This window comes from Allosalinactinospora lopnorensis, assembly GCF_000981225.1.
Classification (GTDB): domain Bacteria; phylum Actinomycetota; class Actinomycetes; order Streptosporangiales; family Streptosporangiaceae; genus Allosalinactinospora; species Allosalinactinospora lopnorensis.
This window is the reverse complement of the sequence record NZ_LAJC01000058.1, coordinates 1-14,059: the sequence shown is the minus strand read 5'-3', so window position 1 is coordinate 14,059 and position 14,059 is coordinate 1. Positions and strand designations below refer to the sequence as shown.

14 protein-coding genes and 1 pseudogene are annotated in these 14,059 nt (G+C 70.7%); 10 read left to right on the top strand and 5 right to left on the bottom strand.

Annotation, left to right across the window (positions count from 1 at the left end; translation table 11 throughout):
• Positions 1 to 16: 16 nt before the first annotated feature.
• From VS93_RS19255 to VS93_RS19240, 4 genes are all read right to left on the bottom strand, one after another.
• Positions 17 to 1,033, bottom strand: a complete 1,017-nt coding sequence (locus VS93_RS19255; protein WP_046471301.1) for a PDR/VanB family oxidoreductase — start codon at positions 1,031 to 1,033, stop codon at positions 17 to 19.
• Positions 1,033 to 1,833 (bottom strand): GntR family transcriptional regulator, encoded by an 801-nt coding sequence (locus VS93_RS19250; RefSeq protein ID WP_046471300.1) that lies wholly within the window; start codon positions 1,831 to 1,833, stop codon positions 1,033 to 1,035. Before VS93_RS19250 ends, VS93_RS19255 begins: the two co-directional genes overlap by 1 nt.
• A complete protein-coding gene (locus VS93_RS19245) occupies positions 1,820 to 2,878 on the bottom strand; it encodes an aromatic ring-hydroxylating dioxygenase subunit alpha (RefSeq protein WP_046471299.1) in 1,059 nt (352 codons plus the stop codon). Before VS93_RS19245 ends, VS93_RS19250 begins: the two co-directional genes overlap by 14 nt.
• Before the next feature lie 234 nt (positions 2,879 to 3,112).
• Positions 3,113 to 4,663, bottom strand: coding sequence for an FAD-dependent oxidoreductase (locus VS93_RS19240; RefSeq protein ID WP_046471298.1), 1,551 nt, complete (start codon positions 4,661 to 4,663; stop codon positions 3,113 to 3,115).
• A gap of 215 nt (positions 4,664 to 4,878) precedes the next feature.
• Between VS93_RS19240 and VS93_RS19235 the strand changes: the two genes are divergently transcribed.
• From VS93_RS19235 to VS93_RS19205, 7 genes are all read left to right on the top strand, one after another.
• Positions 4,879 to 5,595 (top strand): PIG-L deacetylase family protein, encoded by a 717-nt coding sequence (locus VS93_RS19235; protein ID WP_046471297.1) that lies wholly within the window; start codon positions 4,879 to 4,881, stop codon positions 5,593 to 5,595.
• 64 nt (positions 5,596 to 5,659) lie between these two features.
• Positions 5,660 to 6,196 (top strand): YbhB/YbcL family Raf kinase inhibitor-like protein, encoded by a 537-nt coding sequence (locus VS93_RS19230; RefSeq protein ID WP_046471296.1) that lies wholly within the window; start codon positions 5,660 to 5,662, stop codon positions 6,194 to 6,196.
• A 131-nt stretch (positions 6,197 to 6,327) separates the two neighbouring features.
• The gene (locus tag VS93_RS19225; RefSeq protein WP_156184924.1) at positions 6,328 to 6,978 is read left to right on the top strand and encodes an HAD family hydrolase; all 651 of its coding nucleotides are present in this window, start codon (positions 6,328 to 6,330) and stop codon (positions 6,976 to 6,978) included.
• 207 nt (positions 6,979 to 7,185) lie between these two features.
• Positions 7,186 to 8,235, top strand: a complete 1,050-nt coding sequence (locus VS93_RS19220) for an ATP-grasp domain-containing protein (RefSeq protein ID WP_046471294.1) — start codon at positions 7,186 to 7,188, stop codon at positions 8,233 to 8,235.
• Positions 8,236 to 8,279: 44 nt separating this feature from the next.
• Positions 8,280 to 9,065, top strand: coding sequence for a 3'(2'),5'-bisphosphate nucleotidase CysQ family protein (locus tag VS93_RS19215; protein ID WP_236700617.1), 786 nt, complete (start codon positions 8,280 to 8,282; stop codon positions 9,063 to 9,065).
• 277 nt (positions 9,066 to 9,342) lie between these two features.
• Positions 9,343 to 9,771 carry a DUF1707 SHOCT-like domain-containing protein gene (locus VS93_RS19210; RefSeq protein WP_046471292.1) on the top strand — a complete coding sequence of 143 codons (429 nt, stop codon included), beginning with the start codon at positions 9,343 to 9,345 and terminating at the stop codon, positions 9,769 to 9,771.
• Between the two features lie 198 nt (positions 9,772 to 9,969).
• Positions 9,970 to 10,461 (top strand): DUF1707 SHOCT-like domain-containing protein, encoded by a 492-nt coding sequence (locus VS93_RS19205; RefSeq protein ID WP_082127022.1) that lies wholly within the window; start codon positions 9,970 to 9,972, stop codon positions 10,459 to 10,461.
• A 23-nt stretch (positions 10,462 to 10,484) separates the two neighbouring features.
• Here the strand turns inward: VS93_RS19205 and VS93_RS19200 are convergent, their stop codons facing one another.
• Entirely contained in the window at positions 10,485 to 10,979 is a 495-nt protein-coding gene (locus VS93_RS19200) for a DUF3145 domain-containing protein (RefSeq protein WP_046471291.1), read from the bottom strand.
• Positions 10,980 to 11,198: 219 nt separating this feature from the next.
• On the opposite strand from VS93_RS19200, the gene VS93_RS19195 reads away from it, so the two are divergent.
• The 3 genes and pseudogenes from VS93_RS19195 to VS93_RS19185 all read left to right on the top strand — a co-directional run.
• The gene (locus VS93_RS19195) at positions 11,199 to 11,771 is read left to right on the top strand and encodes an RNA polymerase sigma factor (protein ID WP_046471290.1); all 573 of its coding nucleotides are present in this window, start codon (positions 11,199 to 11,201) and stop codon (positions 11,769 to 11,771) included.
• Position 11,772: 1 nt separating this feature from the next.
• Positions 11,773 to 12,246 carry a hypothetical protein gene (locus tag VS93_RS19190; protein ID WP_046471289.1) on the top strand — a complete coding sequence of 158 codons (474 nt, stop codon included), beginning with the start codon at positions 11,773 to 11,775 and terminating at the stop codon, positions 12,244 to 12,246.
• 292 nt (positions 12,247 to 12,538) lie between these two features.
• Positions 12,539 to 14,059 (top strand): annotated as a pseudogene (locus tag VS93_RS19185) (hypothetical protein); the annotation flags it as partial.

The following is a 14,059-nucleotide window of genomic DNA, read 5'->3' as shown; positions in this document are numbered from 1 at the left end:
GGCCGGCCGGGGGCGGCTACCGCGTCCCCGCCCGGGGCACCGCGTCACCGCGCCACGGCACATCGATGGTGACGTCTCCCCCGGCGACGCGCGAGACGCACGCGCACAGTGAGCCGTTCCCGGCGCGTTCGCGCTCGCTGAGGAACACGTCGCGGTGGTCGATGGGCCCGTCCGCCTGGAGCACCTTGACCTCGCACAGGCCGCACTCGCCGCGCAGGCAGTCGAACATGAGCTCGGCCCCGGCCTCGTGCAGGGCGTCGAGCATGGACGTCTCCGGCGGCACGGTGACGCTGAGACCGAGGCGCGGCACCCGGACCCGGAACTCCCGGGCCGGGTAGAGTCCGCTGCTCCCGAACGTCTCGAAGCGCAGCGCCCCCCGCGGACGGCCGTCGTCGCGCCACGCCGTGCGGATCTCCTCCAGCATCCGCATCGGCCCGCAGACGTAGACCTCGGTGCCGGCGGGCAGGCCGGCGACGAGCCGCCGGATGTCGAGACGCGTTCCCTCCTCGGAGACGGCGAGCTCGACCCGGCCGGGGTGCGCGGCGAGAAGCCCGGTGGCGAACGGCATCGCCTCCCGCGCCCGGCCGGCGAAGACGACACGGTACTCGGCGCCCACCCCGCGCAGATCGTCGGCCATCCCGAGAAGGGCGGTGATACCGATTCCGCCGGCCAGCAGCAGGTAGCGGGGGCGCCCCATGGTCAGCTCGAACGACTGCAGCGGCTCGCTGATCCGCAGCCGCGCCCCTGGACGGAGGGTGTGCATGTACGCGGAACCGCCTCGGCTCCGCTCCAGCGACTTCACCCCGAGGACGAGGGCGTCCCGGTCCGCCCCATCCCGCACCAGGGAGTACGAGCGCACTTCGGGACGGCCGCCAATGTCCACGATGACGTCAATGTGGCTCCCGGCGGGCGGGGGCATCCGGCCGCGGACGCCGTTGGGTGCCTCCATGACGATCCTGCGTACGCCGCCCGCGACGTCGCTGACCTCCCGCACCGTGGTGAAATGCCATTCGGCGCTCTCTCGCCCGGCCATCAGGCCCTCCTCCTGTCAGGCACGTCTGATCGTGTGCTCCCCGGCCGCTCGACCGCCCGGGGCCCCTCGATGAGTGCTCCGCCGGCCACCGCGCGCAGCGCTCTGCGGTGCCGCAGCACGTGGTCCAGGTTCCGGCTGGCGAGCAGGGCGTGCTCCCGGGCGAGCATCTCGGCCCGAGAGCCTTGGCCGTCTTCGACCGCCTCCAGGATGTCGTGGTGCTGCTGCTGCGCCTGCACAATGACCTGGAGCGTCTCCGGGAGATAGGCCTGGGCCCGGACGAACGCGCTCGGCGACGCGAACGGCAGGGCGGCCAGCCGGTCCATCGACGTCCGCAGGACGCGGTTGTCCGAGGCCGCCACCAGCGCAGAGTGGAACCGCTCGTTCAGTTCGACGTAGCGTTGGAAGGGCTCATCCGTACCGTCGAGCCCGTCGACGACGGCGTCGAGATCGCGCACGCACTCGTGCAGCGCGCGGCGGGAGCTGCGGGTAAGGCCGTTCTCGGCCGCCAGCCTGACGGCCATCCCTTCGAGCGTCCCCCGGACCTCGATGGCGTCATGGACATCCTGCGCGCTGAACGACGCGACGGCGTACCCGCCCCCGGAAGCGGGGACCAGCAGCCCTTCGTCGGCCAGCCGGGCCAGGGCGGCGCGCACCGGCGTCCGGGACATTCCGAGCTGCTTCACCAGTTCGGTCTCCACCAGCCGGGTCCCGGGGGCCAGCTGGCCCTGCAGGATGAGCTCTCGCACGCCCAGTTCCGCGGCGACGGCCTGGCTGCGGGAGCCGGACTCACCGCCCCGCACGGGCCACCTCCGTGGCCGCGGTACCCACGCCTTCGGTCTCGGCGTCGATCATGCGCTGGATCAGCCGCCGCGCCCACATGCCGCCGGCGTCGATGTTGAGGTTGTAGAACTCGTAGCCGGGATTGGCCTCGATCGCCCGTTGCTGCGCGTTCAGCATGGTCTCGTCCTCGAAGAAGACCCCCGAGACCCCCTCGCGGAGCTGCGTGGTGATGCGCTGGTCGCCCAGCGCGTAGTTGCGGGCGAACGCCCAGAAATAGTGGCACGTACGGTCCGTCTCCGGGGTGAGCGCGTTCAGCACGTAGCCGTTCACTCCCTGACTGCGGTCGCCTTCGGGTGCACCTGTGCCGGCCTTCGCCACGCCCACGTCGATGCGGATGGTCGAGGGAGCCTCGAAGGTGATCCGCTGCCAGCGGTCGACCGGGCCGCCGTAGTCCGGGAAGCGGTTGGCGAGCTGCGCGGCCCAGAAGGGCGGGGCCTGGATCCCGTACATCCACCGGGACACGGTGACCGTCCGGTCCGTGTGGGTGACCTCGAAGGGAACCTCGTTGAGTTCGGCGTTGCCGATACTACTGCCGTGCAGGAAGGTCTCGTGGGTGAGATCCATGAGGCGGTAGTCGCATTCGGCGTGGATGGTCCTCCCGTCCCCCGCCCATTCCGGATCGTCATTCCAGTGCAGGTCAGGCACCAGAGAGGGGGCGGCCAGCGCGGGGTCCCCCGTCCAGATCCAGATGTAGCGGTGCCGCTCCACAAGCGGATAGGAGCGGACGCACGCACTGGGGTTGATGGTCTCCTGCGCGGGCATGTGCGTGGCCCGGCCGTCGGCGCCGTACCGGATGCCGTGATAGCCGCACTGAAGCTCGTCCCCGTGCAGCGAGCCCATCGACAGCGGCACGAGCCGGTGCCAGCAGGTGTCGGCCAGCGCGACCGCGCGACCCTCCTGCGTCCGATAGAGGACCACGGGCCGGCCGCACACGGTGCGCGAAAGGAGTTTCCGGCCGACCTCGACGTCCCAGGCGACCGCGTACCAAGCGTTAAGGGGGAACATGTGGCCTCCACTATGTGACCTCGTGACCACCCTCATTGTATACTAATGTATACAATGAGGGAATCCGTGATCGCGCGATCTGATGCCGCCTGGCCGTCCCGGCGTCCGGTACAGACCGCGCAGCGGCGCACATCCCGACCATGTGCCGGCGGAACACAACTACAGCGGCGGCGATGTGGTTCCGGGCCGCTGCGTTCGGTCTCCCGGTGCCGCGGGATCGCGGGCAGGGGCGGCTCAGCTCTTCATGCCGAGGGCGTGCCGGGCGGCCTCCCCCATCCCCTTGGACCGGTGCCGCGCCCAGGCGATGTGCCCGTCCGGGCGCACGAGGATCCACCCTTCCTGCTCCCTCAGCAGGCCGCGCAGCAGCCCGGTCGGGTCGAAGTAGCCGCCCGGACCGATACGGACGACCTTGTCCACCGGCAGATCGCCTTCGGACACATCGGCGCCGGCCCCCCGACCCACTTCAATGAGTGCCGCCCCGTTCGGCAGCAGGTCGTACAGCCGCACGTCCGCCCCCTCGGCCGAGCGCAGCAGCGGGTTCGGCAACCGCATCCCCGCGGCGCGCTCCTCGTGGTCCATCAGCGGGGAAGCCGGGCAGGTGAGATCGAGCATCGCCACGCGCCGCAAGTTCAGTCGACGGAGGTGCGGGACCGCGAACATCGCGGGCACGAACCGGAGCATCCCCGTCCGGACGATCAGCGGCGCCTGCAGGAAGAGCAGGCTGTTGACGGTGGCCCACCGCGACACGGTGCCCACGATCTCCCTGCGTTCCACGTCGTAGGATTCGAGCAGCCGCTCGACGTCTCCGCCGGACAGCGCCTGGGCGAGTTTCCAGGCCAGGTTCGCCGCGTCCTGAATGCCCACGTTCATCCCGTGCCCGCCAAGGGGCGGGTGGACGTGCGCGGCGTCGCCTGCGAGCAGGACGTTGCCGACCCTGAAGTGCGGACTCCACCGCCGGTGGACCCGGAATCTGCCCGCCCACACCACCTCCACCGGTCCCGGCCCCAAAACGTCGGCCGCGAGCTCGCGCACCTCGTCGTCGGGCACCACCTCGCTCTGTCCCGGGTTGCCGGCGAGGCGGACGATCCGCCAGAGCCCGGGGCGCAGTCGGATCGCCGAGGCGAGGCCGCCGCGCCCATTGTGCAGCCGCGGCCACGGCAGCGCGTTGCGCTCGTCGGCCACCCGGACGTCCGCCAGCACGGGCCGGACCGGATAGGTGATCCCTTCGAAGGGCAGCCGCAGCGCGCCGCGGACGAACCCGTTCGCGCCGTCGCAGCCGACAACGAAGCCGGCTTCGAACGAGTACTCCCCGATCGCCCTGCGGACCGTGAGTTTCACCCCGTCCTCGGCGATGTCCATCCCCACGAGCTCCGTGCCGAAGCGGATGTCGCACAGACCTGACTCGCGTACCGCTCTCAGCAGCAACCGCTCGATGCGCCCCTGCTCCAGGAACAGGATGCCCGGGCGGTCGGCCTCGTCGTCGAGCTCGGAGAAGTCCAGGGAGAACAGTGTTTCGTTCCCGGAGTCGGCGGAGCGCACCCGCAGGTCGCCTACCAGCTCGCCCTCGTCGACCATCGGCCGCTCCACACCCCAGCCGCGGAAGATCTCGCGGGTACGCGTGTGGATGGTGGGAGCCTTGGAGCGGTCGCTCGTACCACCGTCCTGTTCGACGAGGACCGCCCGAACTCCCTGGCGGGCCAGGCCCAGCGCCAGGGAGAGTCCGACCGGCCCGGCACCGATGATCGCGACGGGAACGCGTGTGCCGGGGGCGAGGTCATCGTTCATCGCTTTGCCTCCCCGGATTGGGCTAGGACTACCCTGCGGAAACGGCCTGAAAACCGGCGCGATGTGTGGCACGGCGGCCGCCTGCGCGCCAAGGACGCCCTGCCCGCTGTCCGCTTCGACACCCCTTGGCGCGCCCGGGTGGGATCGGTCCCCGAAGGTCGGCCTTCCTACCATGAGGGGGGCTCGGACCGTCCGGGCCGATGAGGGGAGCGCGCATGCCGGTCGACAAGGACGCCCAACGAGCTCTGGTCGTCATGGCCCACCCCGATGACGTGGATTTCGGGTGCGCGGGCACGGTCGCCCGATGGACGGACGCAGGAACCGATGTCAGTTATCTGATGGTCACCGATGGTGACGCCGGCGGTGACGACCGGACCGGAAGCGGGGTGGACATGGCCACCAGGCGGCGCGCCGAGCAGCGCAAGGCCGCCGAGATCGTCGGAGTGCACGATGTCCGGTTCCTCGGCTACCCCGACGGGCGCCTCACCCCCTCCTTCGACCTGCGCCGCGACATCGCCCGGGTCATCCGGCAGGTGCGCCCGCACCGCATGGTGCTCCCGAGCCCGGAGCGCAACTGGGAGCGCATCGCCCCCAGCCATCCCGACCATCTCGCGGCGGGCGAGGCCGGGATCAACGCGGTCTACCCGGACGCACGCAACCCGCACGCCCACCCCGAGCTGGCCGCCGAGGGCCTGGAGCCGTGGACCGTACCCGAGGTGTGGCTGGCCAACGGCCTTTCCCCGAACCACTACTCCGACGTCACCGATGTCGTCGACCGGAAGATGGCCGCGCTCGCCTCGCACGCCAGCCAGGTCAAGGACTTCGCGGAACTCGAGACCGCCCTGCGCGGCTGGCTGGCGTCGAACGCGGCGGCGGGCGGCCTCGGCGACGGCCGCATGGCCGAGGTGTTTCAGATCGTGAACACCGCTTAGCCTCCGCCCCGCTTCGCACGATAATCGTGGGGAGCAAGCCAAGACGAGACCAGGAGGTATTCCCGTGGCACAACCCCCTTCTCCGTACGACTTCCTGCCCGACCTCCCGTCGTTCACCGTGACGAGCGATGACGTCGCCGACGGCCAGCCCCTTCCGATGCCCCAGGGCAGCGGCATCATGGGCGCCGGCGGCAAAGACCAATCGCCGCATCTGGCGTGGAGCGGGTTCCCCGAGAAGACCCGGAGCTTCGCCGTCACCTGCTTCGACCCGGACGCCCCAACGGCCAGCGGGTTCTGGCACTGGGCCGTGTTCGACATCCCCGCGACGGTGACCGAGCTTCCCTCGGGAGCCGGCGACGAGGGCGGATCAGGGCTGCCCGCCGGGGCCGTCACCCTCCGGAACGATGCGGGAGCCAGGCGCTACATAGGCGCTGCCCCGCCTGGAGGGCACGGACCGCACCGCTACACCTTCGTGGTGCACGCCGTGGACGTGGAGTCGCTGGGTATCGACGACTCCGCGACCCCTGCCTACCTCGGGTTCAACCTCTTCTTCCACGGCATCGGCCGCGCGACGATCACCCCGGTGTTCGAACAGAAGTGATCCCTGTACGCCGAAGGGCCGCCTCCTCCGCGAGGCGGCCCTCTTGTACGCCAAGGGACGATGGAACACAATTCGCACATAAAATATGTCTGTATTGCTGTTCCACAAACGTCGATGAGGTGTGAATGCACATGTCAGTCGATAGCACCGCTCGCCCCCGCATCACCACGGTCGTGTTCGACTACGGCGAGGTGATCTCCCGCCCCCAGCCGCCCGAGGCGCGGGCCGAACTGGAACGCCTCGCGGGGGTGCCGGCCGAGGACTTCTGGACCGCCTACTGGGCGGAGCGGCCCCGTTTCGACGCCGGCGCGGCTCCGGCGGAGTACTGGGAACGCATAGCCCGGCGTGTCGGCGCGGAGTGGGGGTCGGAGACGGCCGCGGACACCGCGCTCAAGCAGTCGCTGTGGGCGGTCGACGTCGGTTCCTGGCTCTACGTCTCGCCGGCCAGCTGCGCGCTCCTCGACCGGCTCGCCGCCCGAGGGGTCCGGCTCGCGCTGCTCTCCAACGCTCCGCACGACATCGCGGGCACGTTGCGCCGCTCCCCCGCACTGGCCTCCTTCGAGGGCCTGTTCTTCAGCTGCGACCTGGGGGTCTGCAAGCCCGACCCCGCGGTCTACACCCACGTGCTCACGACCCTCGGCCTTACACCCGAGGAGACCGCGTTCGTCGACGACCGCGAGGAGAACTTCCTCGCCGCCAAGCGGCTGGGAATCGACGCCCACCACTACACCGGCACCGAAGGGCTGGAATCGTTCCTGACCGACCGGTTCGGAGCACTCTGAGAGCAGCGCAGAACAGCGGTCCGGTTCGCCGCTACTCCACCTTCCCTTACACGCACAGTGAAGGCTGTTGGTTGTCTTGGGAGCCGAAAGCGGCCATTACCAGCCATGTCACCGACCGATAAGTTACGCTCGGTGAAAACGGAGCAAGAGGCGTACCCTCATCGGGATTCCCGCCGCACACACCCACGTCGAGCGGAAAGGTTACCGGTGTCCGCTGAACAGCTTCATGAGCATCCGACCGTTGTAGTCACGACCGCGGGTTCACCGTCGACGTCCGGCACGATCCTGCAACTGCGCCGACACGGGTACCGGATCGTCGCGACCGATATCGACGCCACCGCGCCCGGCCTCTACCTGGCGGACCGCAGCTACCTCGTTCCCCCCGGCGACACCGACGAGTTCTATCCGGAGATTCGGGGGATCTGCCTGAAGGAGAACGCCGTGGCGATCATCCCCCTGGTGGACGAGGAGCTGCTCTCCGTCGACGCCCTTACCGACGAGAGGATCGCCGTACTGCTGCCGCGCTCGGACTTCGTCGCTACCTGCCTGGACAAGTACGCTCTCATGCGGCGGCTCGCCGTCTCCGGGTTCAACGTCCCCGAGACCCGTCTCGCCTCCGAATGGTCTAACGCCCCGGCGCTTCCCCTGGTGGTCAAACCGCGGTCAGGGCGCGGGAGCCGCGGGGTGGCCGTATGCGATTCGGCCGAGGAGCTGAACCGGCTAATCGCCGACGGCCCGTACTCCGCCGACGACCTCATCGTCCAGGAGCACATCCTCGGCACCGAGTACACCGTCTCGGTAGTGGCCTGGCGCGACGGCGCGGTACAAGCGGTCGTTCCCAAGGAGGTCATCCTCAAGCGAGGCGTCACCAAGTTCGCCGTCACCCGGCGCAACGAGCGCGTGTTGGAGGTGTGCCGCGCCGTCCAGGAGGAACTGCGCGCCGATGGACCGTTCAACGTCCAGCTCGCGCTCGACGCTGAGGGCGAGCCGCGCATCTTCGAGATCAACCCGCGTTTCTCCTCCACCGCGCCGTTGACCGCGGCCGCCGGCGTTGACGAGGTCACCGGTCTACTGCGGCAGGCGGTCGGCGGCGGTCCTCGGCTGCGCGACGAATGGCGCGAAGGCGTGGTCATGGTACGCCGCTGGGCCGATGAGTTCCTGGACGAGGAGGACTTCGCCTCGCACGAGATCGAGCCCGTAGACGCCGGTCCCGGCCACGTCACGCGCTTCGTCCCGACGATCCCGCCGATACGGTGAACGGCCACCGGTTCCGCCCCGGCCCGGGTGCGCTCCCCGGGTCCGTGTCCGCTGCGGTGCGGGAAGTCGGGGCGCTGCTGCGCGAGTGGCGCTCCGCCCCCTGGGCGGCGAAGGGGGCGTGGGAAGGGAGCCAGTTCAAGGCCCGCGCCGACGCGATGGCCCACGAGGCGCTGGCCTCCCGGCTCGCCGCCATCGACAGTGGCATCCCGGTCCTCAGCGAGGAGGATCCCGCGTCACTCGCACCGGAGTCCGGACGGCCCTCTCGTTACTGGCTGATCGATCCGATCGACGGCACGGCCAGCTATGTGGGCGGCTTTTCCGGCTACGTCACGCAGGCGGCATTGGTGAGCAGCGGCCGACCGGTCATGGCCGCGATCCACGTTCCCGAAACGGACGTGCTGTACACCGCTGTACGCGGGCGGGGAGCGGCCGCCAACGGGGTTCCCCTTCCGGCCAACGGCCCGGCCCCTTTGGGAACAGGTGTCCTGACCGACAACACCCCTCGCCCGCAGGGAATCACCCGCGCCGTGTACGAGCGTTTCGGCTACACCGCATATCTGGAGTGCGGGAGCATCTCACTCAAGCTGTGCCGGATCGCGGAGGGAACGGCGCAGCTCTTCGTGAAGGATGTACCGGTCCGGGACTGGGACGTCGCGGCCCCCGAGCTGCTGCTGACCGAGACCGGTGCCCACCTGAGCAGACTGGACGGCGCGGCCTTCCCCTACACCGGGGGCTTCGAGCACACCGGGCTGGTCGCGGCGGCCGACCCCGCCACCGGCGCCGCCATCGCCCACTGGCATCGGACGACGGCGTCGCGCGCGCGGCCCTGAAGCCACGCCGCCTCTGGCAGACCCGAAAACACTGTGTGATGAGTATCACGCACGACTTCCGACCGACCGGGAACCGCGCCCGGGGTCTGCGGGCTTCCGCACGCGGTCAGCGCCCGAAGGCGGGGCGGGAAGCGGCGGAGTGCGCCTCCACGCACCTCACGCCACTGTCCCCGGCTGGACCGCTTTCCTCTAGCCCTGCTGCGGCGTATCGTGAAAAGCCCCATCAACATGCGGTAGGGGGTGGGCGGTGGACGACGAACGCGTCCCTGAGAGTCGTATGCGCGCCTCGGATACCGACCGAGACGCCACCGCAGAACGTCTCGCTGTCGCTCTGTCCGAAGGCCGCCTTGACGTTGCCGAATACGAACTCCGCCTCGACAAGGCCATGAACGCTGTTGTCATCGGTGAACTGCGCGCGCTCATCGCCGATCTGCCCGAACCGCCCTCGCCCGCGGAGCGGGAGGAGGGGGAACTGGTCGGAGCTGCGGCGCAGCACTCCGCGATCGCCTCGCCGTGGAAGGACTGGGTCGACGAATGGCGCTGGTGGCTCGGCGGCGCCATCATCATGACCGGGATCTGGGGTGTCACCAGCATTATGGGCGGAACACTGCTGCCCTTCTGGCCGCTGGTGCCGCTCGGTATCTGGGCCGCCATCCTGATCGCCGCCGCGATCTGGCCCGATGAGAACTCCGGTAGCCGCAGGTGAGCCTGTCCGTTTTCAACCGTCACCGGGCACCGCCCCTGCGCGGTGGCGCCGCGCGGCACGCTCCCGGCCGCGGCGGTCGCCGGCACCGCGGGCCCTCTTCAGCGGACACGTTCCGCACCGCGGCGTAATCCCGCCGCCGCCCGGCCAAGCCCCCGCTCAAATGTCGGCCGTGGACTATCATCGGAGGGAGGGGCGAAGGTGGACGAAGAACGGCAGGTACCACCGGAGCGGATGCGCGCCTCGGACGCCGACCGGGACGCCACCGCCGAGCGGCTGGCACACGCCCTGCAGGAGGGGCGGCTCAGCCTCGACGAGTACAGCGACCGCCTTGACCGGGCCATGCGCGCCGTGACCATGGGCGATCTCACCGCACTCACCTGTGACATCCCGGCGCCGCCGGCGCGGCCCTCCGAGCGTGAGCCGGCCGAGGCGGGAGCCTCCGACCAGAGGGCCGAAGTATGGCGCAAGCGCCTCGAACCCTGGCGAGGGCTGGCGTCGATCTCCTTCATCCTGGTGGGAATCTGGGCGGTCACCAGCGCCTTCGCCGGGGAACTGCTACCGTTCTGGCCGCTGATCCCCATAGGATTCATGTTCATCTTCACACTGGCCGGATCCGTGAGCGGCCACGGCCAGGAGCCCTTCTACGGGCCCCCTCCGCCGCGGGAGCATGACGAGGACAACGATCGATGACGGGGCATCGCGGGACGCCGGAACTATCCGGCCGCGTGCAACCACCGGACCGGTGCGCCGTCGCCCGCATAGCGGAACGGCTCCAGCTCTTCGTCCCACACCCGGCCGGTAAGCCGGTCGAGTTCCTCAGCGAGGTCGATCCCTTGGGCGGCGGCGCGCTCCATCGCGTTGCGCAGCCGGGGCTCGGGCACCATGACCTCACCGGACGCGCTGGTCACAGCGGTGAAGATACCGAGCGTAGAGGTGTAGCTGTACCGCACACCGTCGCAGCCGGGGGTGGCCTCTTCGGTCACTTCGAAGCGCAACCGCTGCCAGCCGTTCAAGGCCGAAGCGATAGCGGCCGAAGTGCCGGGAGCACCCTGCCAGTTCAGCTCGGCGCGATGAGTACCCGGAGCCGCCGGCTGAGCATCCCAATCAAGTTTCACAGGCACGCCTACTACGCCCGCGACCGCCCACTCGACGTGTGGGCACAGCGCCGCGGGCGCGGAGTGGACGTACAAGACGCCACGTGCGGACACCGAACCTCCTGATACGAACGAGTGCGCTTCCCCGACGCCCTCGTACCCACAGAGGAGATGTCCGTATGGGTGCTCTCCTCGCCCTATTGTGCCCCACGGGCACCCACCGCGCCAGAGGCACGTTGACCGGTTCCGGCCCTCCACACCGCATTTCCCGAGCCCAGCGGTTAACGTAATCCTCCACGTGTGGCGGAAGCCGCGAATCCTCGGGGGGTACGGGTGAGTGACCAGTCCGGCAGTCAGCTACCCACCGAGGAGTTGGTGAAACGCGCCCACGCCAACGACACCGCGGCATGGGAACTGCTGATCGACCGCTACTCCCGCCAGGTCTGGTCGGTGGTGCGCTCCTACGGACTGTCCCTGCACGACGCGCAGGACGCCGAACAGACGGTCTGGTTCAACCTCGCCGAGAACCTCTCGCGTCTGCGCGAGCCCGGCCGTGTCGGCGGGTGGCTCGCCACAGCCGCCCATTACGAGTGCCGCAAGCAGGTGCGCCTGGCGCGGCGGGCCACACCGACCGATCCCTGCCTGCTCGACGGACCGGGCGGCCGCGATCCCGAGACGCTCCACCTGAACGCCGAACGCGACCGACGGGTGCACCGGGCCATCGCGGAGCTCGGCGAGCCCGACCGAACGGTCGCGGCGTTGGAACTCTACGCGCCGCGGTCGCCGGCGGCGGATGTCGCCGACTTCGCCGGACTGCGCCCGCACGAGGTCGCCGGAATCAGGCGCCGCGTACGCCGGCGGCTGCGCCGGCTGCTCATCGACCAGTACCAGTGGGAAGGCGCCTGAGATGCCCGACGACGATGAGGCGGCCGAGGACGAGCGCCTCCTGGCCGAACTACGCGGGGACGACCGGCCGGGTCCCATGCCGGCGGGCATGCGCGCGTCGGTGCACGCGGCCTTCGCCAAGCGCCGCGCCGACTCCATGTTCGCCGACGTGCACGAGGATTCCGCCGACACCCCGCACCAGGGACTACGCGACACGGGCGATTTCGCCGCCGCGCCACGCTACGTGTGCCTCCGCGCCGCGGGCGTCGAGGTACGGCTGGAGATCACGGCATCCGACGGCCGGCGCGACATCGTCGGCCGCCTGACGCCCCCGGGAGCACCCGCAGTGGAGGTGAGATGCCCGTATCGGGTGACCCGCCACGAAGTGGACGCCGACGGCGCCTTCGTGGTCCGCGGCGTCCCAAAGGGGCCGGTCAGCCTGGTCTTCCAGCGGCGGGGACGGGCCGCGGTCACAACACGCTGGATGGCGGTCTGACCGGAGGCGCGGCCGGCTGCGGCCGGTCATGCCCCGCACCGCGCCCGCCACACGCCGTCCACATGCGGCCAGCCTGCCGAACACCGCGCGAACCCCCTGTGACCAGCGCACGGATCGCTCTGCTGGGCGGGGCCGAAACCCCGGGCCGAAATCCGCTCCCCTGCTGCGCTCCGGTTCCGTAGAGTGCTGTCACTGTGACCGCCGCGAACGACGTCCCGCCGGGCAGAACCGCGATTTGCCTGTGAAACCGTCCCCGGCTCGCCCCTCGATCCCCCAACGGTGAAAGGCCTTCATGACGGTTCCCCTCCCCGAGCACGTCCACCTTCCGGTCACCCTGGTCGCGCGCAGTCCCCAGCGCGCCTTGCGACACGCCGAGGAGGTCCTTTCCGGAGCTCCCGGCCCCGAGGCGCGCTCCACCGCGCTGCGGCTTATGGGGCTCGCCTTGCGCGAACTCGGTGACGCCGAGTCCGCTCACCGGCTGCTGCGCCGGTCCGCCGCTGTCGCCGAGCGGGCCGGCCTGGTCGAGTCCGCGGCGCTCGCCCGCGTCTCGCACCTGGGGATGCGGGCCCTGCGGGGCGGGGGCGGGATCTCGGGCGCCTCCCTGGAGCGTATGGCCGCCGGGAGCAGGTCCGCCGAAGCGCTCGTGCTCGTGCACGAAGGAGTCGCCGCCGCTCAGCGAGGCCGCTTCGACACCGCCATCGCCGGTTTCGACGCCGCGCGCGAGCTGCTGCGCCCCCGGACCGACGACCGGGTACTGGCCGGACTGCTCAGCAACCGGGGACTGGCACTGATGTACTCCGGGCGGTTCCCGGAAGCCGATACGGACCTGCGGCGCGCTCTGGCGCTCACGGAGGAGCACACCCTTGATCACCTGCGGGGGTTGATCCTGCAGAACCTCGGCTGCCTGGCGGTCCGCGGTGGCGACATCGCCCGGGCCGTCTCCCGTTTCGCCCGCGCCGACCGGCTCGTGCCCGCGAGCCGCCGGGCCTCGCTGCACCTCGACCACGCCGAAGCTCTGCTGACCGCGGGAATGGCCCGCGAAGCCGCGGCCTTCCTCAGCTCAGCCCCGGCTTCCGGCGGCGCCCCGGCCGCGGACGAGGCCACCGCCCGGCTGCTGAGAGCCAAGATCCACCTGAGCAGGGGCGAACACGGCGCGGCCGCGTCCCAGGCCCGCCGGGTGCGGTCCGGTTTCACTCCCGACTCGCTATGGGCGCAACTGGCCCGCCGACTGGAGCAGGCCGCAGCCTCCTCACCCGGCCACCCGCCCCTGCATGCGCCGGCCGGCGGCGACACCGCCGAAAGCACCTCGATGCGGGGCGGCGTCCGCATCGCTCCCGATCCGGCCCTCCGCACCCCTCCCTTCCACCGGATCCCCGACCGCCCAGCGGGGGTCTCCGAGGCGGCGTCTCCCACGGTCGCGGGCACCGACCGGTTACTCGCCCACTGCGTCACGGTCACCCCCCTCGGGCCGCCCTCGCTGGCCACACTCGAACCCCGGCACAGCGTGGCTCTGCGCGCCCTGGCCGACCACGACCACCACGGCGCCTATCGCGCACTGCGCCGCACCCCGGCTCGCCCCGGTTCCCGTGTCACCACACGGCACCTCGAACTCCAGGCGCACGCGCGCGTCCAAGACCGGGAGGTGGCCAGAGTCGGGGCGGAGACCGCGCTTCGCGCCGGCGACGCAGGGACAGCGCTGGACTGGATCGAGTACGGCCGGGCGCTCACCCCGCTCCCCGACCGGTGCCGCGACGGCGCGTGGGGCAGGCTGCTGGAGCGGTGCCGCGCGGCCCACGCGCGGGCGTGCGCCGGC

Coding starts and splice junctions, on each gene's coding strand:
- VS93_RS19255 (WP_046471301.1), bottom strand. CDS start 1,033: ATGGCCGGGCGAGAGAGCGCCGAATGGCATTTCACCACGGTGCGGGAG.
- VS93_RS19245 (WP_046471299.1), bottom strand. CDS start 2,878: ATGTTCCCCCTTAACGCTTGGTACGCGGTCGCCTGGGACGTCGAGGTC.
- VS93_RS19240 (WP_046471298.1), bottom strand. CDS start 4,663: ATGAACGATGACCTCGCCCCCGGCACACGCGTTCCCGTCGCGATCATC.
- VS93_RS19235 (WP_046471297.1), top strand. CDS start 4,879: ATGCCGGTCGACAAGGACGCCCAACGAGCTCTGGTCGTCATGGCCCAC.
- VS93_RS19225 (WP_156184924.1), top strand. CDS start 6,328: ATGTCAGTCGATAGCACCGCTCGCCCCCGCATCACCACGGTCGTGTTC.
- VS93_RS19210 (WP_046471292.1), top strand. CDS start 9,343: ATGCGCGCCTCGGATACCGACCGAGACGCCACCGCAGAACGTCTCGCT.
- VS93_RS19190 (WP_046471289.1), top strand. CDS start 11,773: ATGCCCGACGACGATGAGGCGGCCGAGGACGAGCGCCTCCTGGCCGAA.